22 protein-coding genes and 1 pseudogene are annotated in these 26,145 nt (G+C 52.6%); 8 read left to right on the plus strand and 15 right to left on the minus strand.

Annotated elements, in window-relative coordinates:
- Positions 1–114: 114 nt before the first annotated feature.
- Together H144_RS32355 and H144_RS0122665 are read left to right on the plus strand one after the other, a co-directional pair.
- Positions 115–1,563, plus strand: a complete 1,449-nt coding sequence (locus H144_RS32355) for a S41 family peptidase (protein ID WP_157505030.1) — start codon at positions 115–117, stop codon at positions 1,561–1,563.
- Positions 1,564–1,730: 167 nt separating this feature from the next.
- On the plus strand, positions 1,731–3,722 hold the full coding sequence (locus H144_RS0122665) for a T9SS type B sorting domain-containing protein (protein ID WP_157505032.1): 1,992 nt from the start codon (positions 1,731–1,733) through the stop codon (positions 3,720–3,722).
- Between the two features lie 175 nt (positions 3,723–3,897).
- Here the strand turns inward: H144_RS0122665 and H144_RS0122670 are convergent, their stop codons facing one another.
- A complete protein-coding gene (locus H144_RS0122670) occupies positions 3,898–4,887 on the minus strand; it encodes an acyl-ACP desaturase (RefSeq protein ID WP_019944406.1) in 990 nt (329 codons plus the stop codon).
- 141 nt (positions 4,888–5,028) lie between these two features.
- On the opposite strand from H144_RS0122670, the gene H144_RS0122675 reads away from it, so the two are divergent.
- Positions 5,029–5,763: a lysophospholipid acyltransferase family protein gene (locus H144_RS0122675; protein WP_019944407.1), complete on the plus strand. Its 735-nt coding sequence runs from the start codon at positions 5,029–5,031 to the stop codon at positions 5,761–5,763.
- Positions 5,764–5,874: 111 nt separating this feature from the next.
- Positions 5,875–6,267 (plus strand): hypothetical protein, encoded by a 393-nt coding sequence (locus H144_RS0122680; protein WP_019944408.1) that lies wholly within the window; start codon positions 5,875–5,877, stop codon positions 6,265–6,267.
- A 69-nt stretch (positions 6,268–6,336) separates the two neighbouring features.
- Here the strand turns inward: H144_RS0122680 and H144_RS0122685 are convergent, their stop codons facing one another.
- Positions 6,337–6,783, minus strand: coding sequence for a GNAT family N-acetyltransferase (locus H144_RS0122685; RefSeq protein WP_019944409.1), 447 nt, complete (start codon positions 6,781–6,783; stop codon positions 6,337–6,339).
- 153 nt (positions 6,784–6,936) lie between these two features.
- Here H144_RS0122685 and H144_RS0122690 point away from each other — a divergent pair, with 153 nt between their 5' ends.
- Complete coding sequence (locus H144_RS0122690) at positions 6,937–8,310, plus strand: hypothetical protein (protein WP_026350919.1); 1,374 nt, start codon at positions 6,937–6,939, stop codon at positions 8,308–8,310.
- Positions 8,311–8,350: 40 nt separating this feature from the next.
- The gene (locus tag H144_RS0122695) at positions 8,351–9,745 is read left to right on the plus strand and encodes a thioredoxin family protein (protein ID WP_019944411.1); all 1,395 of its coding nucleotides are present in this window, start codon (positions 8,351–8,353) and stop codon (positions 9,743–9,745) included.
- A gap of 17 nt (positions 9,746–9,762) precedes the next feature.
- Here the strand turns inward: H144_RS0122695 and H144_RS0122700 are convergent, their stop codons facing one another.
- On the minus strand, positions 9,763–11,121 hold the full coding sequence (locus H144_RS0122700; protein WP_019944412.1) for an acyl-CoA dehydrogenase family protein: 1,359 nt from the start codon (positions 11,119–11,121) through the stop codon (positions 9,763–9,765).
- Between the two features lie 127 nt (positions 11,122–11,248).
- On the opposite strand from H144_RS0122700, the gene H144_RS0122705 reads away from it, so the two are divergent.
- Positions 11,249–11,461, plus strand: a complete 213-nt coding sequence (locus tag H144_RS0122705; protein WP_019944413.1) for a hypothetical protein — start codon at positions 11,249–11,251, stop codon at positions 11,459–11,461.
- A 7-nt stretch (positions 11,462–11,468) separates the two neighbouring features.
- Here H144_RS0122705 and H144_RS0122710 read toward each other — a convergent pair whose 3' ends face one another.
- Genes H144_RS0122710 through H144_RS0122720 form a run of 3 tightly spaced genes read right to left on the minus strand, consistent with a single transcriptional unit; the run spans position 11,469 to position 14,115 of the window.
- Positions 11,469–13,217, minus strand: coding sequence for a glycoside hydrolase family 9 protein (locus H144_RS0122710; protein ID WP_033403190.1), 1,749 nt, complete (start codon positions 13,215–13,217; stop codon positions 11,469–11,471).
- Positions 13,218–13,276: 59 nt separating this feature from the next.
- On the minus strand, positions 13,277–13,663 hold the full coding sequence (locus H144_RS0122715; RefSeq protein ID WP_019944415.1) for a winged helix-turn-helix transcriptional regulator: 387 nt from the start codon (positions 13,661–13,663) through the stop codon (positions 13,277–13,279).
- Between the two features lie 38 nt (positions 13,664–13,701).
- Positions 13,702–14,115: a Dabb family protein gene (locus tag H144_RS0122720; RefSeq protein ID WP_019944416.1), complete on the minus strand. Its 414-nt coding sequence runs from the start codon at positions 14,113–14,115 to the stop codon at positions 13,702–13,704.
- A gap of 208 nt (positions 14,116–14,323) precedes the next feature.
- Here H144_RS0122720 and H144_RS0122725 point away from each other — a divergent pair, with 208 nt between their 5' ends.
- Entirely contained in the window at positions 14,324–14,767 is a 444-nt protein-coding gene (locus H144_RS0122725; protein ID WP_019944417.1) for a cupin domain-containing protein, read from the plus strand.
- Here the strand turns inward: H144_RS0122725 and H144_RS35145 are convergent.
- From H144_RS35145 to H144_RS0122775, 9 genes and pseudogenes are all read right to left on the minus strand, one after another.
- A complete protein-coding gene (locus H144_RS35145; RefSeq protein ID WP_374754597.1) occupies positions 14,725–15,129 on the minus strand; it encodes a DUF6934 family protein in 405 nt (134 codons plus the stop codon). The genes H144_RS0122725 and H144_RS35145 overlap by 43 nt on opposite strands.
- A 15-nt stretch (positions 15,130–15,144) precedes the next feature.
- Positions 15,145–15,288, minus strand: a complete 144-nt coding sequence (locus H144_RS34410) for a hypothetical protein (protein WP_157505034.1) — start codon at positions 15,286–15,288, stop codon at positions 15,145–15,147.
- Between the two features lie 36 nt (positions 15,289–15,324).
- A pseudogene (locus H144_RS35150) lies at positions 15,325–15,813 on the minus strand (DUF6934 family protein).
- Between the two features lie 167 nt (positions 15,814–15,980).
- Positions 15,981–17,000 carry a DUF6807 domain-containing protein gene (locus tag H144_RS0122750; protein ID WP_019944422.1) on the minus strand — a complete coding sequence of 340 codons (1,020 nt, stop codon included), beginning with the start codon at positions 16,998–17,000 and terminating at the stop codon, positions 15,981–15,983.
- 41 nt (positions 17,001–17,041) lie between these two features.
- Positions 17,042–18,382 (minus strand): Gfo/Idh/MocA family protein, encoded by a 1,341-nt coding sequence (locus tag H144_RS0122755; protein ID WP_019944423.1) that lies wholly within the window; start codon positions 18,380–18,382, stop codon positions 17,042–17,044.
- Positions 18,383–18,507: 125 nt separating this feature from the next.
- Positions 18,508–19,875 carry a 3-keto-disaccharide hydrolase gene (locus H144_RS0122760; RefSeq protein WP_019944424.1) on the minus strand — a complete coding sequence of 456 codons (1,368 nt, stop codon included), beginning with the start codon at positions 19,873–19,875 and terminating at the stop codon, positions 18,508–18,510.
- Positions 19,876–19,990: 115 nt separating this feature from the next.
- On the minus strand, positions 19,991–20,887 hold the full coding sequence (locus H144_RS0122765) for a sugar phosphate isomerase/epimerase family protein (RefSeq protein ID WP_019944425.1): 897 nt from the start codon (positions 20,885–20,887) through the stop codon (positions 19,991–19,993).
- An 87-nt stretch (positions 20,888–20,974) separates the two neighbouring features.
- Positions 20,975–22,798, minus strand: coding sequence for a RagB/SusD family nutrient uptake outer membrane protein (locus H144_RS0122770; protein WP_019944426.1), 1,824 nt, complete (start codon positions 22,796–22,798; stop codon positions 20,975–20,977).
- 27 nt (positions 22,799–22,825) lie between these two features.
- Positions 22,826–26,023 carry a SusC/RagA family TonB-linked outer membrane protein gene (locus H144_RS0122775; protein ID WP_019944427.1) on the minus strand — a complete coding sequence of 1,066 codons (3,198 nt, stop codon included), beginning with the start codon at positions 26,021–26,023 and terminating at the stop codon, positions 22,826–22,828.
- Positions 26,024–26,145: the final 122 nt, after the last annotated feature.

A 26,145-nucleotide genomic window follows, 5' to 3' on the forward strand; every position in this document is an offset into this window, starting at 1 on the left:
CAAACCGCCACATTTCTCCTTCCCCCTACGTAACAGGAGTATAACACTGATCAACTCCTATTGCAATACGGCCTATGTCAAATCAGTTTACTTCTTTACTTTAAACTGAACACTATGTTGAATTTTAGAAAACTACATCTTCTTTATGTCCTGACTTTTGCGTTGACGATCGTGGGTTGCAAGGACAAGGATGTCGACCCGGCCGTCGAGACGAAGGATTCTACCACAGCTGCCGATTACCCCGAAATCAATAGCTGGCTATATGATGTGATGAACGACGCGTATTTCTGGTACAAAAACCTTCCCGCCGAAAGCAGCCTCGATACCAGCATCGACCCGAATGATTTCTTTGAAAAGCTCGTTTACCAGCGCTCCACCGTCGACCGGTTCTCGATGGTGACCGACGATATCGATGCATTGCAAAACGAGTTTAACGGCATCAGCAAGATCTTCGGGATCAGTTACTCGTTGTCTTACATTGATAATGGCAAATCCAATATCGCGGCATTTCTGAACTATGTCGTAAAAGGTAGCCCGGCGGAGACGGCCGGGCTCAAAAGGGGCGACATCCTCCTGAAAGTGAATGGTACGCAGCTCACTTCCTCCAATTACACGACCCTGCTTAGCAGCAACGAAACGGCCACATTCACGCTCGGGGAAGTGTCGGGGTCGGGCATCGTGGCCAGCAGCCAGACGGTGACCATGACCAAGGCACAAGTGAGCGAAGATCCCGTTCTTTTCTCGACGGTGATTTCCAAACCGGCATACGGGAAAAATATCGGTTACCTCGTTTACACCCAGTTCGTGCCCGGCACCGACGCCGACGAATCGAAATATGATAATGAACTGCGCCAGGTATTTGCCGATTTCAAAAGCAAGGGTGTGAATGAGCTGGTGCTCGACCTGCGGTTCAATCCGGGTGGCTATATCAGTTCCGCTGAAACGCTCGCTTCACTGATCGGCAACGGTATTTCGAGTTCCAAAATCTTCTATACGGAACAATGGAACGACAAATACACGGCCTATTGGCAAAAAACACAGGGTGCCAATGCATTGAACTACAACTTCCTGAACGAAGCGAACAATATCGGGAGCAGCCTGAGCCGCGTGTTCGTACTTACATCCAACGGTACAGCATCGGCTTCCGAGCTCGTGATCAACGGGTTGAAGCCTTATATGAGCGTAATCAAAATCGGGGAGCACACCGCAGGTAAAAACCTCTTCGGTTCGCTGATCAGCGACGATCAGGAGCGCTGGAAATGGGGTGCCTACATCATGCTCGGCCAAACCGCGAACGCGAACGGCGAGTCGGACTACGGGACTGTGAACGGTATGACGCCCGATTACGTCGTGGAAGATGCCACCGTGCCTTACCTGCCTTTCGGTGACGAGAACGAAACGTTGCTCCGGAAAGCATTGGATGTAATGGGCATCCCGGCACCGGAAGGCCAGCGACTGGCCGCGACGAAGACCGTGGACACATTCCGCCAAATGCTGCATGACGACCTCAAAACGAAGGATAATCTCATGATCCGCCGGGGTAACGTCAGGGCCATTCCTTAGTAAACTCTCACATATATATGGTTGTCGGACCAGGCCTGCACTTGCGGGCCTCGTCCGTTTTTAGCCCGTTCCATCAAAAAAGAGGTAACCCGGCATCTATTTATGTGTAATTCACGTAATTTTGGATCCCGATTTTTACACTCACGTTCGACATGCAGGGCAATGATATGAAGTGGAATGCTTTACATATTCTTCTTTTTCTTCTTTTTTACGTGCCATTTGCCCGGGCACAAACCAAGCATACCTACCGTTTCAATAACAATCTCGAAGTAGCGAAGCCCGAATGCGGCCCCGATTTGCAGCTGGCTGCGGCGCTGGGTTCGTGTGCGGCCGGTACTTTGCCGGGGATATTCTCCCGTGACGTGCTTCCCTGCGGTGTGCAAAGGGCAGTTTACCACAATAATCTGAACTGGGGTTTCATGTATCCCAATACGAACGGCCTCGTCACCGAAACATATACCATCCAGCTTTACCTGAAAGTGACCGCCTGGGGACCTGACTGGACACGTATCATCGACTTTTCCAACGGCGCATCGGATAATGGTATTTATTTCAAAAAACCGCCCGGTTCCAACGAGCGTTGCCTTGATTTTTATCCCAACGGCATCCAGGGAAACTGCCCGTATTTCGACAATTCTACCTATTACCTGCTCACATTCACGCGTGACGGCGCGACAGGCACCGTGAGCGTGTATGTTGACAATCAGCTTTTTACTTCATATAAAGATTTACAAAAGAACTACGTAGGAAAAGCGGGCACGCCAATTTACATCTTCCGCGACGACCAGATCAAATCCTGCGAATCGGGTGAGGCAAATTTTGCGTATCTCGCATTCCATAACCGGTATTTTTCCAAAACGGATGTCGATAAATCGTTCTCAGAGATCTGCTACGAGGCCAATATCAACTCCTACGCCGACTTTTCGATCTCGCCTAATCCTACCTGCGAGTTTCCCAAAAACATCGAAATCAAATACACGGGCTCCATTCCGGCGCCGGGAACGGGGTATGATATCAAGTGGGACTGGGACGGCGGTACCGTGGTATCCGGGTCGGGAATGGGGCCTTATGTACTGAACTGGAATTCGCCCGGCAAAAAGAACATCACGCTCACGGTGGCCAACCCCGGATGTCCGAACAAGCCACTCGAAAACAGCAAGCAAGCGATTATCAGCAACCTCGACCTTACGACCAGTGTGACAGCCGGCAACTGCGACACCGGTACCGAGGGCTCCATCGCGCTTACGCCCAAGGACGGCGCCGCGCCCTACCAGTATTCCATGGATTCGGTGAACTACCAGGCTTCAAACATCTTCAAAAAGCCGGCGGGTAATTACCGGGTGTTCGTCAAAGACGGCAACGACTGCGTGGTAGGTAAAAATGTGGCCCTGCAATTCACAAGCGATATCAACGTCCGCATCATGCCCGATACGACCGTGTGCGAAGGACAATCGGTGCAGCTGGTGACGGAAAGTAACGGCGAGTCCTTCGCATGGTCGCCACTGGCCGGGCTGGACAATGCCACGGCACGCGAGCCCATTGCTGCACCGCCTGCTACGACGTCCTACATTGTGACGGCAACCAAGGGCTTCTGTACGCAAACCGACACCATTCGCGTGGGTATAGCACCGAAAATCGAGGTGAATGTGACGCCTGATGCCGTCGTGGAATACAATGTGCCTTTCCAGCTGAATGCTACTTCACCGCAGGTACAAAATTACGCGCAGGCAAGATTCCTGTGGTCTCCGGCCGATGGCCTCAACGACCCGAACATCCAGAGCCCGATTGCCTTGTTGCTGGAAGACCGGTCCTACACCGTCGATGTGACTTCCGAGCTGGGCTGTACGGGCCAGGGGCAGGTGAATTTGTCGATCAAACGACAGGAAAGCATTAATATCCCCACAGCATTCACGCCGAACGGCGACGGCAGGAACGAGTTGCTGCTCCCGGTCGTCAACGGCATCGAAACGATCCGTTACTTTCGTATTTACAACCGCTGGGGGCAGGTGGTATTCTCTACCAATCAGTTGAATGCAGGCTGGGACGGCACTTTCAAGGGCAGCGCCGCTGCTTCGGGCACTTACGTGTGGGAAATCGAAGGAGTTTCGACGAAAGGAAAGGTAATCAGCAAGAAGGGGGCGGTGATGTTGTTGGAGTAATCTGACGACTGACGGCCGACGACTGACAGCTGATGACCGACGGCCGACGGCCGACAGCCGATTCTTTCAGTATTCCCAAAAAAACGGCGGTCAGCGGTCGGCGGTCAGATTTTTCAGTATTCCCAAAAAAACGGCGGTCAGCGGTCGGCGGTCAGTCGTCAGCGGTCGGCGGTCATTACCGGCTAATCCAGCTAAACTCGTAAGCCAGCTCGGGAACGCGGGTGCGGTCGGCGACCCTTCTCAAACGGGCCGGCAAAGCCATCAGGTAATCTCTTGCTTTTTCCGCTTTTTCATTGATATCACGCACGGCGCCGATATTCCATTCAACGAGCAGATCGTCGAGGATATCGATGTAATCGATGGTCGTGTATACGCCCAGGCGCTGCGCGGCGTCGGAAAAGTGGGAGAACGTCTCGCCCATTTTCACGCCGGTTTCACGCATAAAATGCGCAGGCATAACAATCTTTTTCTTCATCATATCTTCCAGCGCGAGCACGAGCTCCGAAGGGTCCACTTCCAGGATGCGTGTCACGAAAGCCTTGTAAGCCTTCGCGTGGCGCATCTCGTCGGACGCGATCACACCGCAGATTTTGGACAAATGCGGGTTACCGAACTTCTTCGCGAGCGTGGCCGTGCGGCGGTGCGAGAGGTTGGTAGCAAGCTCCTGGAAAGAGGTATAAATAAAGTTGCGGTAAGGATCACGGTCGGTGCCGATGTCGAAACCGTCGGCGATGAGGTATTGCGTGGAAACCTCCATGGCGCGCATGTTCACACGGCCCGAGAGGTAGAGGTACTTGTTCAGCAGGTCGCCGTGGCGGTTTTCCTCCGCCGTCCAGGCACGCACCCATCTCACCCAGCCCGATTCCGGCTCGTCCACCTGGTTCACGCCGATCACGTCCACGAGCCAAGATTCGTACGTCGGCAGCGCTTCTTCCGTAATCGTATCCCCGATCAGCACAGCAATGTAATCGTACGGCAAATCCCGGCAACTTTCCTGCAACAGTTTCACTTCGTGCAAAAAGCCCTCTCTCGTAGCATCGGGCAGAAAGTCAGATGGTTGCCAGTTTTCATCGATCGGTTTCAGGTATTCTGCAATGAGCCCGTCGAGGTCTTTGCCTATATGTTTCATTACTTCAAGCCTTTCGGCTGAAAGTGTAATATCCATTGGAATTTCGATTTAAACACTAAATACTATTTTACAAATAACGTGAATTATACGTAAGATTTGAATGACAATTATCATTTCAGGTTTTAGAATTTGGCATAACCAAAACAGTTTTCGACTATTTTTGCAGAAAAAATAAGAATGAGAAAAATCCTCGATTACGTTCTAAGTACCCTCTACCTGATCCATTTCGGCCTGACCCTATTAGTTTTCCATGTTATCCAGGTCATCGCATTCCATATATTCGGTAAAAAGGCACACAAAGTATCGGTCGACTGGCTCAATTTCTCCCTCACCTTCGGCCTCTACCTCACCGGTGCGAGTATCCGGCTCAAAAACCTTGCCCAGCTGCCCGACAACCGGCCCATTGTGTTTGTTGCCAACCACCAGAGCAGCTATGACATCGCCCCTATTTACTGGTTTATGCGCCGGTACAATCCCCGGTTCGTTTCTAAAATAGAACTCGCAAAAGGCGTACCCAGCATTTCCTACAACCTCCGCAAAAGCGGCGCGGCGCTCATTAACCGCAAGGACGGCAAGCAGGCCATTACCGAGATCGCCCGCCTCGGCAAGCTGATACAGGACGAAAAGGCCTCCGCCATTATTTTCCCCGAAGGTACCCGCACCGCCAGCGGCGCCATGAAACCGTTCCAATCCGGCGGTGTGGCTACGCTGCTGAAACGTGCCCCGGATGCGCTCATCGTCCCCGTGGCGATCGACGGCACCGGCGCTATGAACCGCAAAGGAATTTTCCCCCTCAAATCTTTCTGCACCTTAAACTTCACCGTGCTGCCCGGCATTGAACCGGCCGGCAGAAAGGTCGAGGAAGTTTTGGCGGAAGCGCAGGAAGCCATTCGCACGGTTATCGGCGGCTGATTTTCAAACGGTTAAAAAAGTATCATTTTCGGTTAACAATCGTTAACAATCCCCATTTAAACCTCTGCCGCAGCTATCCCTCTAACCCACGAAACTTAAAACTTTTGGGTTATGAAAAAGATACTTTTTGCCGCAGTGGTTCTCGCATTAGGATTCACCAATGCTTCCGCCCAATATGGTCCGCGCTACGATCGCGGTGATTATCGCGACGGTTATAACCGTGAAGGGATGTCCGAGATTAACAGACTCCAGAGAGAAGCACGACAAAATATAGCCAATGGTGTGCAATGGGGCACGCTCACTTCCCGTGAAGCAAATATGCTCATGAACCGTTACGAGAACATCTCGGATAAGGAACGGCATTTCGCCCACCGCGGACGTCTGTCGAACCGCGAGGAACGCATTCTCCGCAACGACCTGCACGAGCTCATGTCGGATACCCGCCGGCTCAGCCGCGACCGCAACCGCTGGTCACGCGATGGCCGTCACAGAGGCAGATACTAAGATTTTAAAGGTTATAGTTGAAGGTTTAGGGTAATGCAAAAAGCACCGGGACGTTGGCCCGGTGCTTTTTTATGCTTCATTGAAATACCTGACCAGCTTCACATGCGACTTCGCAAAACCCTCCCGCTCGTAGAACCTGTGCGCCTGCTCACGGGTAGCGCGCGAGGTCACTTCCATTTGGATGGCCCCCTCGCCTTTCGCAAACGCCGTCACATGGCGCATCAATGCATTCCCCACCTTTTGCGAGCGATACTCCGGCTCGACGTACATTTCCTGTATCTCCGACACGAGCGCCGCATGGTGGAGCAGCGGCTGAATATGGCAGCTCACCATACCCACAGGCTTGCCGCCGTGCTCAGCAAGAAAATAGGTAATGTTCGGGCTGGCGATATTACGTTCGAATGCACGATCGAAACCTCCGCGGTCGAGGACCGTATTTTCCAATCCGCATATCATATGGTAAATGATTTCGCGGTCGGCGGCGGATGCGCGCCGGATGCTAACTGGTGTCTGCACGTGGATAGTAGTTGTTTTACGAGGTACAAATTAAACCAGGCCGGGCTGAATGGCAACGTTCGCTGACATTTGTCTTACCAATTATTCATTTTGCTTTAACAATCGGTTACAAAATTTAAATTACATTTGAATGTCCTCATCAACCTGACAAACATGAAACAAATTCTACTGGTAATTGCCTTAACCATTTCCTTTAAAAGCCTCGCACAAATTACTTTCGTCGACCCGAATACTTCGTGGGAAGAGCTTTCCAAAACGGCAAAAAAAGGGAAGAAACTGATTTTTATCCAGCTGGAAAGCAGCGAATGCGAACACTGTAACGAGGTTGCCTCGCAGGGTTTCAACGGCGCGGTATTGAAAGATGTATTTCAAAAGAATTTCGTCGCGATCCGCACCCGCGTGGAAACGGAAAACGGCAGGAAGCTGGCGGAGAAATTGCATATCAAGGGCGCATTGGTGGCTTTGTACACGGATCCCGATGGTAATGTCCTCACGCGGTACAATGGTTCGACCAGCCAGCCGGAAGCCTACCTGGAACAGGCACAGGTGGCGCTCAGCCGCAGGAACGGAAAGCAGTTAACCGATTTTGAAAAAGAATATCAAAACGGCGAAAAGTCGGCTGCATTCTTAAAGGCATTTATTCAAAAACGCCGGGAAATCAATATGCCGACCCACGATTTGCTGGATGAATATGTAGGTAAACTGCCGGTCGATTCAATCAGTAATTTTCACGTGATTAAATTCATTTACCAACAAGGCCCGACAATGGACAGCCGCGCCTATAAACTCGTGCAGGCACTCGCACCCCACGGAATGGTCGACAGCCTGTACAAATCCGTTTCGCCAGCCGAAAAGGTCGCATTCAATAATGGCATTATCGGAAATACTTTGCGAAAAGCGGTCGAAACCAAAAATTCGCAGCTGGCACACCAGGCCGGATATTACACGCAGCAAACCTATCACGAAAATTACCAGCTCGGCATGCTGCAATACCGCCGGAATGTTCTCTGGTATTATCAGCAGGTAAAAGATACAGCCAGCTATTTCGGCGAGTGCCGCCAGTTCATCGAACAAAACTACATGCTGATGACCGTCGATTCGCTCAAAAGAATGGACGAGGCCGCACTGCAAAAGAGCCTCGCCGCCCAGACGCCGTTCGGCCCGGCCGGCGAAAAGCAGGCCGTCCGCTTTGCGCCGCCTTCGCAGCAGTTTCACCATGAACTGAACGATCACGCGTGGCGCTACTACCTTTGGAACAACCAGCCGCGAGATCTCGAACGGGCATTAATGTGGTCGAAGCGGTCGATGGAATGGCATGAGGAACTGAGGAAAGACAAGAACCATTTGCCGCTCGGCAACCCGGCCTACATGGATACCTATGCGCATTTACTTTATAAACTCGGCCGGAAAAATGAGGCGATCGAATGGCAGACGAAAGCTGTGGAAGCCCAGAAGGTAAGCGGCATGTCGTGGGTGTCGATGGAAAAAGACCTGAACGAAATGAAATCAGGTACACTGAAACGATAGGCAGAGGATCCCCTGCATTTGCAAAACGCATTGATACAACATGAAACAGCTGCTACTCGCCATTACCGTACTCTTGTGCCTCCAAAGCCGGGCGCAGATCACATTCGTCGACGCGAATACCTCCTGGAAAGAGCTTTCCAAAGAAGCGAAAGCGCAGGACAAACTGATATTTATCCATTTTGAAAACAGCGACTGCGTGCAATGCAACGAGGTAGCTACGATGGGTTTCAGCAAGCCGGAGCTGAAAGATATGTTTGACGATAATTTTATCTGCATCCGGTGCAATGTGGCCACGCCGAACGGCCGGAGCCTGGCGCAGCAATTCGGCATTATGAGCTCGCTGCTGTCGCTTTACGTGGACCCGAACGGCAATATCCTGCATGTCAACAACGGTTCGACGAGCGATTGGGAAACCTACGAGCAGGGCGCAAAGGTGGCATGGAGCCGCAAAGGCAAAAAGCAGCTTGCGGATTATGACAAAGAATACAAATCGGGCAAGCGCGATGCCGTTTTTTTGAAAGAGTATATGGCTAAAAAGCGGGAAGCCTCGATGGCGATCGACGGCCTGCTCGACGAATATGTTACCGGATTACCCGAGGATTCGCTGCGCCGCTTTCAGACCGTGAAGGAAATCTACGAATTCGCGCCGGCGCTGAACAGCCAGGCTTATCAGCGGATTAAAAGCCAGGCGCCACAGGCATTGACCGACAGTATTTTTAAATCATCCACCCCTGAAAACCGAAAGCTGGTGAACGAGGGCATCATGGAAAACTCTTTCGTGCAGGCAATCCGGAAAAGGGACGAAGACTACGCCGTCAAAATTGCCGAATTTGCAAGGGATAGTGACCTTTCCGACCGCCGACAGAGCGAAATGGCGTACGATAAGGCATTGATCCGCTACTATTACGGCATCCGCGACACCCGGAAATACATTGCGCAGGTGTCCAAACTCGTTGAAACCCACTATATGCCCCTCACTGTCGACTCGCTGAATGCCATCGACGACGCTGCCTTCGACGTACAGCGCCGCGCCTTAATGAACAGGAAGAAGCAGCCGAAGCGGGACGAAACAGGCGTTACGGCCATGTCGATTGCATTCATGCCGCCCTCGCAGTTTATCCACAAAGAGCTGAATGAGCATGCATACCACATCTTTGAGCTCACGCGCGACAAGGAAGCGCTGGCAAAAGCATTGACCTGGTCCCAGAAAGCGATGGAATTAGCGGAGCGCAAAGGCACCCGCGCCGTGCAGACGCCCTACCAGCTCGGCGATCCGAATTACCTGGACACTTACGCCCATATTTTATACAAGTTAGGCCGCAAAGACGAGGCTATCGAATGGCAAACCAAAGCCGTCGAGGCGCAAAAAATCACCGGCCAGGCTTACCAGGCTTTTGAAATCCCCCTGATCAAAATGAAGGCGGGCACATTGTAATGCGCCCTGTTTTCACACTACACAAACGCACTTTCACCTGTAATGGCCCTTCCGACAATGAGCGAATTGATTTCCTTCGTGCCTTCGTAGGAGTAAATGGCTTCGGCATCAGCCACAAAACGGGCGATGTCGTATTCGAGCAGGATGCCGTTGCCGCCGAAAAGCTCCCGCGCGTGGTCCACGATCGCGCGCATACGCAGCGTACAGAACACCTTCGCGAGCGACGCGTGCTCGTCGGCCAGGTCACCGGCATCCTGCAATTGCGATAGCCGGTAAACCATCGTTTGCATGGCCGTGAGATCGCCCAGCATCGTTACCAGCAGGTCCTGCACGAGCTGAAACCCGGCAATGGGTCGGCCGAATTGCTTTCTTTCCATCGTGTATTTCAATGCGAGCTCATACGCGCCGCGGCCGCATCCTACCGCCTGCCAGGCCACACCGGCGCGGGTCATGCGCAGCACATTGGCGGTGTCCTTGAAGGAATTGGCGTTTTGCAGCCGGTCGGCCTCTTGTACCCGGCAGTCGGTGAGGGTGATCAGGGCATTCTGCACCGTCCGCAGCGCCATTTTATCTTCCATTTTCTCCGCTTTGAAACCCGGATTTTCCTTCCGCACGATAAATCCTTTCACCTGGTTGTCATCCAGGTCACGCGCCCAGATAATGGTAATGTCCGAAAACGTGGCATTACCGATCCATTTCTTCTGTCCGTTGATCACCCACTCGTCCCCTTCCCTCTTGCAGGTGGTGGTGAGCCCGCCGGCCGCCCCCGATCCTACTTCCGGTTCCGTAAGCCCGAATGCACCGATCACCTCCATACGCTGCATGACCGGGAGCCATTGCTGCTTTTGCTCCTCCGAACCGCAGAGGTAAATCGAACCCATCGCCAGCCCGCTATGGACGCCGAAAAAGGTCGAGATGGACGAATCAACGCGTGCCATTTCCATCGCGATAAACCCTTCCAGCAAAGCCGAGCGGCCTGCGCAGCCATAGCCGTGGTACGTAAGTCCGCAGATATTCAGCTTCGCCATCAGCGGGATGATATGCATTGGAAACTGCGCATTATTCCAATAGTAGTTAGCAATCGGCTTGATTTCGTTTTCCATAAACTCCCTCACCTTTTGCTGAATGGCCCGTTCTTCGGGGTTAAGCGTCGAGGCGAGTTCATAGAAATCACCGTTCACGACGGGTGGCGCTTTCTTTTTACCCGAACCGGACTGCATGAATTTCAGCATTTTGCCCAGGTCTTCATCGCTCATTTTGGAGACGACTCCCATCAGCTGGTTCAGGTCTACTTTTTGCGACAGCTTGCCTATCGCTTCAATGTCTATGTTTTTAAGCAGCGTACGTAATTGAGAGATGGATTTGAAGAGGTTCATGCGGTTTGTCGGATTGTAGTTTGATAAAGAGTCGGCCGAAGAGGGCGTTCTACTGAAATTTGCTAAAAAAGTAAGGCCAATGCGGCAGGAACGGAAATTGTAATGCAAGCATCAAACCTCAGAAACCATGAAAACGGAAACCAAAAGCAAAGACGTAGAGGGCGGCTCACCCAGCCAGGGCGGCCTGAGAAGTAAGGCGAAACAAAAAGACGATAGCCTGCAACCTTCCGGAAAGATCAAAGAGGAAGCCATTCAGAAATCGGAAAAAGGCAATATGACGAAAAAGAAGGGCTATAACGAAACCCCCGAAACCGTACCGGTCAAGGGCAAAAAAGCCTGATAAGCCGCTATTGCATCGACGCTTCCAATGCAGCCGCCAGGTACACCAACGGTGCATTCCAGTTGATGGCGATCTCATTGGAAGCGTACGAGCAGTCGTGATCCACGAATGATTCATCGGCAAATTTGTTGGGATAACCGGCGCATTTGTCCTGCTGCCCCGGATTTGGCCCGCCGGATAGCAACCCCGGTACCGGATCTACGATACCGTCCGCAATGGAGGGACGGTGATGCGGGTGCATGACGCGTTTCGAACCGAAGCCCGTTAAAAAGCAATAGCCTGTCGCATTGCGGCCTAGCAGGTAATCCAGGTTGCCCAGCGCCGCGTGCAGGTATTTTTGATTTTTGGTCAAACGAAAAGCATTCAGCAAAGCGATGCCCTGATTTGCCGCCACCGAGCTGCTTCCCCAGGCGTAGTCCTGCGCTGCCTTGCCCATGACCGTGTGGTAAGGTTGTTTGTCCAAGTCTGCAAGCAGCCCGTCCGCATAGGTAATGAGCTGTTTTTGAATCGCCTTCGAAACCTCCGGCTTGATCGCCACATGTTGCTGTGGCCGCAAAAGGGTGTAATAGCCCAACGTTTTAACCTGGCTCCATGTGGGCAACGCAAATGCCTGCGAGAGTTCCAAATCCACCTTTTCGAGGTATTCGGCCTTGCCGGTAAGCGCGAACATTTCCGAAGCTGCCCATATCCATTCATCCTTCACCGACCGGTCCCCGTAAGCACCAGTCACCACGTCCGGATCGAACTGCTTGTTCATCTCGTCCTGGTTATACATCACGGCGGGGTGCTTTTCGGCCCATTGCCAGCCTTTCACGGCGGCAGTCGTGCAGGAGTCGGCCAGGCCGGGGAATTTATGGTCGAAATTCTTGAAAACGCGGGTGGCCTGCGCCATCACGGCGACAAAATCGAGCGTTGCTGCCGTGCCTTTTTGCACCACATAACGGGGATTTTTTGCGGCATCCGGCATTGCCATTCCGTCGAAACGCGGGTTGGTGAGTTTGTGATAAACACCGCCATCGGCAGGGTCCTGCATGGTGAGCATCCACCGGAGGTTCCAGGCCACTTCGTCCAGCAGGTCGGGGACGCCGTTGTTGCTTTCGGGAATATTGGTGTTAAAGTCTTCGAAATAAGCAGGATAGTCTTCGTACAGCGACAGCAATGTGCCCATCGTAATGCCCGAATTGACAATGTATTTGTTATAATCGCCGGCATCGTACCAGCCCCGCGTTGAAGAAATGACGGCATTCTCTACCCGCCCATCCGACACCGCGGAGGCGTGGATCAGGACTTTATCGTCGGGATGGCCGGCAGGGCGTGCCCATTTGCCCGCGTATTTTTCAGGGAGTTCGATGGACGCCCGCTGGTAGTAGAAGCCTTTTAATGAAGCCTCGGCGACCTCGCGGTGAATGCGGGCGTCGATTTTGAATGGCGCGGATTTGCCTACGCCGGGTATTTCAACGATATAAGAACCAGCCTTTTTCAATGCGGTAAAATCGGCCAGGCGGGTATGCTTGCCTGAATGCTGGCTCGTCCGCTCGACACCGAGATTGCCTTTCAGCACCGTTTTCCCCGATTTGGCATCTTTCACTTCGAACGTCCCGGCAGCATCCGACGCGACTACGGCCACTTTCGGGCCAGCCGGGTAGAAGCCGATCTGGTTCAAACGGATCGCGTCCGAACGCTGCTGTGCGTGCGATGGAGAGAGCGACAGGCCTAATGCGGCCAGCGAAATAGTCAAACGGGTAAAGAGGTTCATGATCCTGTCGATAGTTTTCACTTGCAAAATCACAAAGGCGGTCCGGCGCAAACTTTACCTCAATCCTGGAACTCTTTTACGGGGTGATGGATGTTCGTGCCCGTTACGACCAGCCGATGGTATTCCCCCCAGCGCCGCAGCTCCTCGATCAGCGGTTCGAGCGTTTGCGCATGTGCGGTACGCTCATATTCGATTACCGGGGGAAAACTATCGTAGACCTTTCGCTCAATAAGCAGGTTCATTTCGAGCTCTTTCAGCTCCTTCGACAACATGCGCGGCGTGATGTTCGGAATAGCATTCTGTAACTCCATAAAACGCTTGTTACCGAGGCTCATGGCGATCAGGATTGAAATTTTCCATTTGCCGCTGATGACATCGAGCGCGTCCCGCACGGGCAGGATCATTTCCCGGCATTCGGGGTGATTTTCCTTGAAATTTTCTTTCATCTTCTCATTCCGCTTTGTAGTAGTAACCTCAGCCATTGCTATCCGACATTTTTGGGGCCGATGGAATCGTACACCACCATTTTTTCCCACAAATGCGCATAATCCCTCATAAAATCGACGTGGATCGGGTGGGTCTGATAAATTTCCTCCTCGATGATATTCTTGAAAAAACACATCCACGAGACCGTGTAATCCTTCACGAGGTCAGGACGGTTGGTCACGGCCGGCTTGCCGATATGCACATACTGGATTTCGGGTATCTTCGCCAGCTTGTACAGGCCTTCGAGCAGCTGCGCCTCGTGCTGGGCGTTGTTGGGTTCTTTCAGATAGAAAAAAACGTGGTGTATAAAAAGTTCTTTCGTCCTTTCCGGCCCCGCAGCCGCGCCTGTCACCGAAGCGAGCGACGCCATGCCCGCGTTTTGCAGGAACTTCCTTCTTGATTGATCTTCCATGAATGACAGAGCGTAAAAAATGGCAACGGGTTTACGCGCCGTTTACCGCTTCAAGGATAGCGCATATTTGCAGATTATCAAAATCTTGTGCGAAGCGGGGAAATAGTTTTAAACTAATCACTTAAAAATTTTAACTATTTCGATAAAAATATCAAGGTAAACTGGTTACATAGAAGTCTTTCTATGGAAAACTACTCTCTATTCCTCTATGAAAATTACCAAACGCGACCTGGTCGTATCCTCTATCTCTGTCTGTCTCACATTGACCTGCTTCATCGCCCGTTCCAAAACCGCCGTCCTGGAATCATCCGCATTCGAATGGAATAACATTGCCGTCAAAAATACGACGATTGGATCCGTTCGCACATTTTTCAGGTCGTCAACGGCCACGCTCGACGAGCTGGAATGCCACGTCACCACGCTGAACCCAGGCGAAGCGGCCCATGCGCCGCACAAGCATCCGGAAGAAGAAGTACTGATTATCAAGGAAGGTACCGTTGAAGCGCTCGTCAACGGCGAGAAGAAGAAAATCGGCCCCGGCTCGGTCATTTTCCAGGCCTCCAACCAAACGCATACCATCCGCAACGTAGGCAAGACCCCAGCTACATATCACGTGTTCAGCTGGCATTCGCCGGGAACAATGGAGAAGTGATATTTCGTTTTCAAAAGGTGCTCGGGGACGGGATTCTTTTCGAGGAAAAAGGCTTCGTAGGTCGTTCCTGACTCAATGGAACACCATCGGCCGCCGCCTTGCGAATTTTCTCCCGATATGTTGTCCCTGGTTTGTTGAACTGCGTAGCCGACGATGACGTCGCCATTCAATGCCGGCAAAATTTTATTAATCCCCATTTGATACAAACGAGTCCTTGACTTTGTGCTTCCGGCAGCAAAAATCCGGGCCTCCGGGTGATCACCATCTCCGCCAGCCTGATGCAAAGTATTTCGCCGGTGGCGGGGCCGTTCAATCCACCACCTTTCAAATGCCCGGAAGCAATTATTACGCGGTAGCGGCACTCGGTTAAATTGCTTTTATTTCTTTTTAAAAAGATGCTCGGGAGGTGGGTTGAGTTCCAGAAAACGCCTCGCTTCCTCGGCTTTCTTTTCGAAGAATTCGTCCTCATTAACCGGACGCACGATCTGCCCGCTGGCTGGTTTCACCTTGATCTTTCTCATTTCAATTAGCGACATGGCATTCCGATTTAGTATATACTAATTTAAAATTGATTCTGTGTAAATCAAAAACGCCTCGTATTCAACTCCGAGTTGGATTTCACGCCATCCTCCTCTTCGGGCGGCGATTTTCACTCCCACGTCGTCATAGCGACTTTCCAGCTTGTAACCCTGGACAATGTAGTCGCTCAACAGCGGCAATGCCTTATTGATGCCCATTTGATACAGCCGCGTTCGCGCTTTGGTGCTTCCGGTGGCAAACACGCGTACCGACGGGCGCAATTCCAGAAACAAAAGAACAACATTGGCCACTGTGGCCAGTATCTTCTGGCTATCGCTATTTCTAAGCTACACCCGATCGTCTAATGCTTCGGATATGGGGTCCAGTAAGCCACAGCCGAGGTTGAATGTGTTTTGCCAGATATACGTAAACTTAACCCGCATTTCAAATTTGCCTTTCGGCCCGACGCTGTAAAACCGGTACCTTAGCTCATCCAGTTTCTCGATTTCGTAGTGTTCCAAATCCATACCGGCAGATTTCAGGGTCACAAAAAATAGCCAGCGAAAAGTCGCTGGCTACCCATTCTATCTGCTATTTACAAACTATTTCGCCGGGAGCGGGGCCGTTCAATGCACCACCTTTCAAATGCCCGGAAGCAATTATTAGGCGGTAGCGCACCGGTGCTGGTTACACACTATTCGGTCTTGGCATAAGCCGCGGCGAGGTCATTGAGGGTGGCATCTTTCAAATGCTCGGAGGCAATTACCAGACGGTAGCGGAACGTGGTCGATTCGCCTTTTTTCAGTTTGAAATTCAGCGTCTCCTTGCCGTCACTCAGCGCCTTCATACCCAGCGGGTTTACAGCGAAAAGGCCATACCCGCGGGCATGCCAGTAAGCCGGATAACCGACATTCTTAGGATGGTCGATCATCGCAATGCTGATATTCTCGTCATTGATCTTTCCCGTCAGGTTGCACCAGATTGCCCGTTTACCCCATACCGTCTCACCTTCGATGCCGTTGCTGTTGCGGTAATTGCCGGTTACTCCGTCATTGTTCAATGCGGGCACTTTGGTGGCAATGCCGCTCGCGTCGGTAAAAATCTCCGGCTTGGTCGATGGCAATTCCAGCTCACGCCCCACGCGGATCGCGTACATGCCGTCCTTCACGTCGGGCATATTCACTTCCGGCAGTACGGCCGTCAGCGTTGTCGAGCGGTCGATGATACGGGTGTCGCCTTTGCCGCTGAATGTATATTTGGTTACCTCTTTCAAGGTCAGCGTGCCGTCTTTATCCACCCAGTCGGCAGTTACCGTGAGCTCGCCTTTGTCCTTGCCGCTTTTCACCGAAGTGATTCCGGTGTGGATAATGGTGCCGTACGCGCGCCTTTCATGGTTGACCGCGTCGGAGTTGTTCCAGTAATCGTTACCGTTCACATCCTCGTAGTTGAGCCAGATTCCCACGTGGTGCGGGTGGTCCACACGCTCGCCGGCGCGGGGGTCGAGCGGCCAGCCGCGGGTGATCACTGTGCCTTTCGGCGTCATCACGGGATATAGCACGGCTTTTTTAAGCACTTTTTCCCCAGGATAGTAGTAGGCGGTGAATGGCTTCCCATCGACTTTAACTTCTACTTTTTTCTCGCTGTCCTTCCGGATAAGTTCCACCTTCTGGGCCAGCGCCGCGTTTCCGGCCAGGGCCAAAGCAGTCAGTGCCAAAGCAGTATGTTTCAAATTCACTGTCAGATCTTTTTGGTGGATTAGCTAAGCACGATTTCCTTTTTCTTCGGGTCCCAACTTACCCGCTTGCCGGTATGTAACGCCTTGGTAGCCATAATGTTCGCCACCGAATGGTTGAACCCTACACGGGCCGGCGCATTGGATTCCTTACGGCTGCGGATACATTCCATCCAGTTGCGCATGTGCAGGGATGTCATCGGATCGGCGCCGGTATTGGCGTCGGTAGCGATTTTCTCTCCTGTTTTCAGCGACATTTCAGGTAGCAAATTAGCCTGCAAGCCCATTCCCTTGGCATCTCTTTCTTTCAGACCGCCTTCGGATGTGATCTTGTTCGTATCGAGATTGATCATCCCGCCATTGGAATAATAATACTCCTTTACACCGCCCGCCTCGTTGTTGAAACGGGAAGAGTAAATCACCTGGAAGCCTTTGCTCTTATCATCGAAAGGACCGTATTCGAATGCCGCACTGAACGTGTCGACATTGGTACGGCCGTCTTTCCAGGTATAGATACCGCCGTTCGCTACCACGTTACGCGGCGCGTCGAGGCCCGAGAACCAGTGCACGGTATCGATCTGGTGCGCCATCCATTGTCCAGGAATACCCGACGAATAGGGATAAAACAAACGGAATTCGAGGTAGTAGCGCGGGTTCCATTCTACTTTCGGACGGTTCATCAGGAAGCGGTCCCAGTCGGTATCCTCTTTGCGGATCTGCGCGACGAGGTCCTTCCGGCGCCAGCGGCCGGGCTGGTTTACATTCCAGGTCATTTCAACCGTGGTGATATCCCCGAATTTGCCGGATTTGATATACTCATAGGCTGCCCAATAATTCGGCGCACTACGGCGCTGCGAGCCCACCTGTACGATCTGTTTCGACGCTTCTACGGCTTTCAGGGCCACTTTGGCATCTTCCAGGGTTTCGGCAAATGGCTTTTCGACATACACATCGCGGCCCGATTTCACCGCCTCGGCGCAATGCAGCGCATGCTGGAAGTCGGCGGTACTGATGATCACCGCGTCCACGTCCTTGCGGGCGAGGAGCTCTTCGTTATTGCGTGCCTTTACAAATTCGCTGGCCGAATAGGGTTTGCCTTTGATAAATGCCTCCGCTTCGTCGCGGCGGCGGTTCCAGAGGTCGGAAACACCCATGAACTCAAAGTTCAGTTCTTTGGCGTGATCTCCGAAGGAAGGTGCCAGCGAACTGCGGAAACGGTCCGAAAAACCGATGATACCTACCCTTACGCGATCATTTGCACCCAAGATACGGCGGTAGCTGGCCGCTCCGAAAGCATTGGCGCCTGCTGCGACACCCGCAGAAGCCAGTGCTGCATTTTTAAGAAAATCCCTTCTACTGGTCATGATATTGGATTGAATAAAAGTTGACTTAATGATTGCCACTCTGTCCGATTTGCGGGCAATCGTTTCTAAATCCCCGATGCCCGTTTATCTACTGTATTTTTTTACCTTTTTTCCGGCGTTTCGGGCTATTTGATTTCCTTCACTTTTAAGCTGCGGAAAAACACATTGTCGCCGTGGTCCTGCAACAACAGGTTACCTTCCTGCGACATACCGAAGCCTTCGAACTTGGCAAATTTCGACCCTGCCACAAATTCCTTGAACTGCGGGGAGCCACGCACGTATTCAACTACCTTATATCCATTGAGGAAATGCTGCACCGTACCATCTTTCTGAACCACAATGCGTCCCTGGTTCCATTCACCGATCTTTTTCACGGCATTTTTGGGCCGGTCGGCGGGAATTACGTCGTAAAAAGACGCGATGGTCCGGTTACCGTTTTTACCCAGTTTCGCATCGGGGTGGCGCTCGTCGTCTAGTACCTGGTACTCGCAGCCGATGCCCGATTTGCCATTGGAATTGAATTTCTGGTCCACAAAATACTTCACGCCGCTGTTGGCACCTTCGGTAAGTTTAAATTCAAATTCGAACTCGAATGCCGGGCCGTACAGCTTGCGCGTCACGATATCGTTGCCTGTTTCCGAGCCGTCGGATTTGGAGATATTGATCACGCCGTCCTGGTAGCTCCATCTTTTGGAAGGAAACTCCGTACCGCCGTAAGACCGCCATTGGTCCACCGATTTGCCGTCGTACAATAATGAGTAACCCTGCGCCTTCTCGGCCGCATCGAGGTTATTAGGGATCAGGTTCACGATGCGCACATTGGTCGCCGGGCTCGGTTTCAGGTTAGTGGTTTGAATGCGTACATTCTTCCAGCTTACCTGCGTGCCTTCCATTTCCTTGCTGCCGATCGCGTGCACTTGCAGACAAATAAACCCTGAGGGCGTCATATCGTCCACCACGTGCGCCACCGGCACGCCATTCAGGAAAGTACGGATCGAATGGCCGATCGCTTCGATGCGGTACTTGTTCCAGGCGTCCCGCTTGAATGCTTTTTTGCCTTCCGGGTTCAGATCGAGCGGGTATAGCCAGCCACGACGGGCCTCGTCGTAAATGCCCGCCGAATAAGCGCGGTCGCTCGGATCGATTTCGACCTGGTAACCGTGCACGCGGCCATTCATATAGTCCGGTTTCGAGAGGCTGCGGATCTGGATGCCGGAGTTCAGCTTGTTATCCACTTTTACATCCAGTTCAAGGATGAAGTCGCCGTAATCCTTTTCCGTCGTGAGGAACGAGTTGGGCGTACCCATCACGGACGTGCCCACGATGGCGCCGTCTTTTACTTCGTATTTCGCCTGACCGTTGAGTTGCTTCCAGCCGGTAAGGTCCTTACCATTAAAGAGGTCCTGCCAACCGTTTTTCGACTTTTGTGCCTGCAACGGCGATACAAGGAGGAACGCGGCCAGACCGACCAGCGGTAATCGGAATTTTTTCATTGTGATGATTAATGGTGATGATACCTGAAAAATGCGAAAGGGTATCTTATCTAATATCAGTTATTACAGTAATAACGAAATATTAATAAGAATACCCTTACAAATCCAGTTGCTGCTACACGGGATATTTCAAAACCCCGGTTATGTACTTTTTATTGATTTCGGCGCAAATCAGCGGCGATTTCTCGGGATCAGGCACGCCGTCGAGTTCTACTACGGCCCAGCCCTTGAATTTGATCTTGTCCAATGCCTTGAAAACCGCAGGCACATCTACCCTGCCCTGCCCCAGCTCCACAAACTTGTAGCCGCTTTTGGTTTCGGCCGGTTTGGTATCCTTCAAATGCAGGGAATGGATAATGTCCTTGTATTTGACGATCGCCTCGTGCGGTTCGCCGCCGCCTTGCTTGTAATGCGCGATGTCGAGCAGGAGCTTGATGTAGCGCGGGTCCATCGCCTGCACGATCACATCCACTTCCTCCGGCGTTTCGCCGAGTTGGTTCATATGGTTGTGGTAAACCGCCTGCACACCCTGATCGGCCGTTTGCTTGCCGATCTCGTTCATTACCTGCGCCAGCTTTTTCAGCTCCTCGGTCGAAGGCGCGCGGTCTTTGGGGCGAAGACTATTCGTCAGCTGCATCGCATTGCCGCCCAACGCTTTCACAAAACTCGCGTGCGCCACGTGCGTGTCCACGGTACTTTCAAATTTCGCCGGGTCGATCTCCACATTCCCGCTCGAAAACATGCAGAGCGTCAGGTTGTTTTTGATCAATGCATCTTTCAATTCCGACGGTTTGCTGCGGTACGGCCCGAAAGTATTGGCACGCAGCTGAATGCCCTTGAAGCCCAGCCCGGCCAGGTCGGTCATGGCCTGTTCGTCCTTGCCGCCCCAGGTAATGGCCGAATAGCCGATTTTTATATCTCCTTTCTTCACCGCGGCTTCCAGCCAGCCGGCTCCCGCCAGGGTAGCGGCCATGGCGAGCGAGGTGTTTTGTAAAAAATTCCGTCTGTTCATTGCAGGTTTAGATTAATGTAAAATCCTCAACTCCCAGACGAAATAAAACAACAATGACCCGCTATCTACGGGCCATTGCGTGTAAATTTATTTCGGAATTTCCGTCAGCGGCGGCGTGTTCTTCTCATACCCCGCATATCCCTTGTTCTGATTGATCCGCCCCTGCGTGTTGCCATCAATCGCCGGCTGCGGTATGGGCCAAAGCACATGGTACGGACTCATGGTGTACTCGTCGGCGTGGCGCGTTTTCACACCTTTGTTGTAAAAATCACTTTTCTCCATCACACGGTCATAAAAGTAATTTTCATCTGAAAACTTGGCAAGGCTGTACGTTTTACCATTCGGCGCGGTTTTGCCGGTTTGCGCAAAAATGTAGGCGATGCGCGTCAGCTCGGTTTTGCGCGGCTCTTCGAAATATAGCTCGCGCGCACGTTCGTCGAGGATTGTACCGATATTGATTTTCGCAGGCGCGAGCGGTGCACAATTGGCGCGGGCGCGCACGGCATTGATATCGTCGGCCGCTTTGGCGAGCTCGCCTTTCCATGCATATGCTTCCGCACGCAGGAGGTAGGTTTCTGCCAAACGGAACACGTACCAATCGGAATTACCGCCCTGCGGCTGCACGCGCGTGGGGTCTTCGACGAAGAGCTTGTAGTTCGGCCAGTCGAACCAGCAGCGGATCGTGTCGATCGTCAGCACGACGCCTTCTGCGTTTTTGAGTTGCAAATTTTTACCGTAGAAGCTGTCCTCGCCCTTTATCGCCGGATTATTGTACAAAATATCTTCCATGCGCGTCCAGTTGCCGGGTGCGTGGCGCAGGTCGTTCTTATCGTCCCAAATCTGGTTCTGCGAATAGTCGGTAGGCCGCAACCGCCCGATCCCGCGTCCCAACTTGCTAACCTGATCGATTTCGATGCCGTAAGTATCGATCGTACCCCGCTTGCCATTCGGCGTATTAATATTGTTGAACCAGAACGGCACCGCATTGCGCATAATAAGCATCCCGCCATCTACATTCCCTTCGATATTCAGCCGGTCGATTACCAGCATCAGCCCTTCGGTATTCGTTGCAATGGCTTTGTTCTGAGGACGGTGCAAATCCCACACCACGTTCCGCGCTGCATCGTTGGCGTTCACGCCGAACCGCGCGGTCATCAGCTTGTGCGTACCGCCGTCGATCACATTGCTCGCCGACTTGATCGCGTCATCGAACAGGCCCAGCGCCAGGTTTACTTTTGTCAGCAAATGGCTTACCGAACCTTTGTTCACCGTTCCCTTATCCGTCACGGCAGGCACCCATTGCTCCGCGAATTCGAGGTCTTCCTTCATTTTTTTCAAAATCACCTCCCGCTTGGTCGACTGGAAATCCAGCTTCGGACCATTGATCTCCGCCAAAATCAGCGGCACGTCGCCAAACTGCTGCGTCAGGCGGTAGTAGCGCGCCGCCCTGTGGAAATAGGCCGCGCCCAGCAGTTCATTTTTCTCCTGCTCGTTTTTATAAGTAGGTAAATCAATGCGTGAAATAGCAGTATTGGCATATTTAATGCCCTTATACCCTTCCAGCCAGTACCATCCGATGCGGTTGTAATCGATGTGGTTCAGCTGTGCGTCGGGCGTGATGAGCAGGTTCAGGTTCTGCGCCGGGCCCGATTTGTCGGTGGTACCCTCCACGGCAATGTCGGAAAAGATCGATTCGGTGATCATCGGCATGGCATCGCCGTACCATTCCATGCGCAGGTTCCGCTCGCAGGCAACGAGCGTCGCTTTCAGCCCGGCGAGGTCCTTGAATGTCAGGTCGGGCTCGTAAAATGAGAGCGGCTCGGGTTTCAGCCATGCTTCCTTGCAGGAGGTCACGGCCAGTCCGGCACCGATCAGGCCCAACGCCAGTATATATTTTGTTTGGTTAAACATAATTCATCCAGTTTTGTGTGTTCAAGATTAAAGGGTGATATCCAGCCCGATGGTGTAAATGCGCGGGCTCGGAACCGACGTCGCAATGCTGTTGTTCGTCGTGCCGTTGGTGCCGTTTTCGGGGTCCCAGAAGTTCCATTGCGGCGCCCAGAAGCCGATATTGCGGACGCTGCCGTATATGCGCAGGTTTTGGACGGCCACTTTCTGGGAAACGGTTTTCGGTACCGTATACGCCACCGAAAGGTTTTCAAACCGCACGAATGACTTGCTCCGGTACACGCTGTAACCCGTCGCCGAGCCCTCGCTCGAATAGAGTCTCGCCCATTCGTTCTGGCGGTTTTCGGCGGTCCAGTAAGGAAATACGTAGGAACTGGTGCGGTCTACGAAGCCGTCGCGGTTTTTCATTTGGTTGAAAGTCCCCTTCTGGCCCCAATAGGAATAGATCATGAACGACACGTCGAACTGTTTGGAGAGCTTGAACTCATTCCGGAGCGTCCAGCGGAAGCGCGGCGAGGTGTAGCCAAGGAATTCTTTATCGTCGTTCGTGAATTTGCCGTCGTTATTGACATCCTTCAACTTGAAATCACCCGGTTTCACGCCATATTTGGCAGCTTCGGTTTCCTCTTCTTTTTGCCAGATGCCCAGAATGCGGTAATTCCAGATCTCGTCGAGCGCGTGGCCGATGAACCAGCGGTTGGTCACGTCGTCGGCTTCGCGGCGGCCGGTCACATTTCCGGAGCCGTCTTTGATATCGACATAATTGCCGTACAAATGCACGATCTTGTTGCGGTTCAGCTGGAAGTTGAATGTCGAGCGCCAGGTGAAGTTTTCGCGACGCATGTTGTTGGAATTGATACTAATTTCCAACCCTTTGTTTTGTACTTCACCGAGATTATCCCAAACATTATCAAAGCCCAGCACATTCGGCAACGCGCGCTTCACGAGCAGGTCTCTGGTCGTCGATTTGTACATTTCAATGCTGCCGTCGACGAGGTTATTGAACAATGCGAAGTCCAGGCCGACGTTCAATGCATTCGTTTTCTCCCATTTCAAATTCGGGTTTGCCATACGGCTCACGTAGAGCTGGCTCACCTGGTACACGGTGCCGTCCGGCTTCACGTGCAGGTATTTGCCGCTCGAAAGGTCGGCCAGGGCGTCGTAGCGCGGGATATCGCGGTTACCATTGTTACCGTACGAAACCCGAAGCTTGCCATAGCTCAGCCATTTGCTGCTCATAAAACTTTCATCCGTAAACACCCAGCCCAACGCCGCCGACGAGAACACCGCCCGCGGGTTTTTCTGCCCGAAAGCCGAGTAGCCGTCGCGCCGGCTCGACAGCGTGACCATGTATTTGTCTTTGAATGAGTAGAATAAACGGGCCATCAAAGCGTCGGCGGTGCTGGTCTGGTCGTCGGTGTACACGATCGGCTGGCCGCCCGCCTGGATGTTGTGATAGCCGAGCACGTCCGTCGGGTTGAAACCCTTGTTGGAAACACTGTCGCGCCAGCTCCTGAACCGCTCGGCATTGGCAAGGAAAGTAAGGTCGATATTGTGTTTCTGGTTGATGGTTTTGGTCCATTTCAGGATATTATCCACCTGCCAGTTAAACACCGTGGAGTCCTTCCGGGACGCGCGGCCGCCCTCTGCGGCCCATTCGGCATGCTTGGCCGATTCTGCGTTGTAGCGGTGGGTATAGTCGAAACGGGGTGTAAAATTGAGTTGATATGTGAAACCAAACGGCAAATTGACCTTCGCGAAAAGGACGGAATTGAGCGTCTGCGCGCCCTGGTCACGCGAGGTGAAGCTGGGTGCATAATAGGGATGGTTACCGCCGCTAGCTTCGCCGTTGGGCCGCCACGAGTAGTTTCCATTGGCATCGAACTCCGAGCCCCAGGGCGACAGCGTTCGAGCCAGATCGTAGTTCACGGGCACCTGGCTTTCATCACGGCGTGCGAATTGCGTATTCATTCCTACCGTCAAATGCCGGTTCACTTTCCCTTCGATATTCAACCGCGCGCGGACGGTACTGTATTTATCGCCGACGACAATGCCCTCGTTGTTCAGGTAACCCAAAGACATATAGTAGGAAATGCGGTCGTTCCGCCCCGACATGCTCACGGTATGGTCTTGCCGGAAACCTTTTTGAAATACCTTACTGTACCAATCGACGCTCTTTCCATCCTTGTAATTCTGGATTTCGGCCGGCTGCATACCGAGGCGCTGGAGCCAAACGGTCGTCGGATCGCCGGTGGAGCCGTCGAAGGCCAGCCATTGTTCGAGCGTGACGCCGGCGGGAAGTTTGTTCGGATCGGCGAAACGGGCGGGATCGGCGGTGGCGTTGATGTTCCGCATGACCTCCTGACGCCATTCGACGAAGCCCGCAGGACTCAGCACCGGCTGGTTCTTCGCCACTTCCGCAAACCCGAAGTTGCTGTTGATATTGATCACCGGCTTACCTTCCTTGCCTTTTTTGGTGGTAATTAAAATGACGCCGCTGGCCGCTTTCGCACCAAATACCGCCGACGAACTGGCGTCTTTCAGCACGTCGATCGTTTCTATATCGTTTGGGTTAATGTCTTCCAAACCGCCATAGTAAATGGTCCCGTCGAGTACGATCAACGGTGTAGAACCTGCATTGATCGAGTTCTGTCCCCGCACCGAAACATTGCCGCCGCCTTTCGCCGAGGTCGAAAAGCCGACATTCATGCCCGGCACATTTCCACGCAGCACATCCTGTACCGACTGCGGGTTTTCGTTTTCCAAACGCGTGGCATTCACCTGCGACACTGCGCCTGTGAGGTCGCGCTTTTTCTGTGTGCCGTAGCCCACTACCACAACTTCGTTGAGCGTTTTCTGGTCCGTCAGCATCGAAACGTCGACGACGCTCGCATTTCCTGTTTCCTGCTCCTGCGTGACATAGCCGACCGCCGAAAACACCAGAACAGCCGTGTTACCCGGTATTTCGATTGTGTATTTACCTTCCGCGTTCGTAGTGGTGCCCTGGTTCGTACCTTTGACGACCACCGTTACGCCCGGAAGGGGCGTATTTCCTTCTTTGGCAAGCACGGTACCGGTAATGCTTTTATCGGCTTGAATGCTATGGCCAACCCTTGCGAGCGGACTCGCGACGACACTGGCGGGCACCGGCGGATGCAGGCATATCGCAAATATGCATACCCCGCTTATGCGCCGCAAAGAGGTGAAAAATCCTTTTGTGATGTGCATAGGTCAGTGGATTAAAAATGATGATTCAGGTGAAATATACCAACCTGACGGCACCCATTCCAGCACGCACCGACCATGAAACAGTCCTAGTTTTTAACCGGATAATTCCACTGATTTAACGG

It is taken from the genome of Dyadobacter beijingensis DSM 21582 (assembly GCF_000382205.1).
GTDB classification, from domain to species: Bacteria; Bacteroidota; Bacteroidia; order Cytophagales; family Spirosomataceae; genus Dyadobacter; species Dyadobacter beijingensis.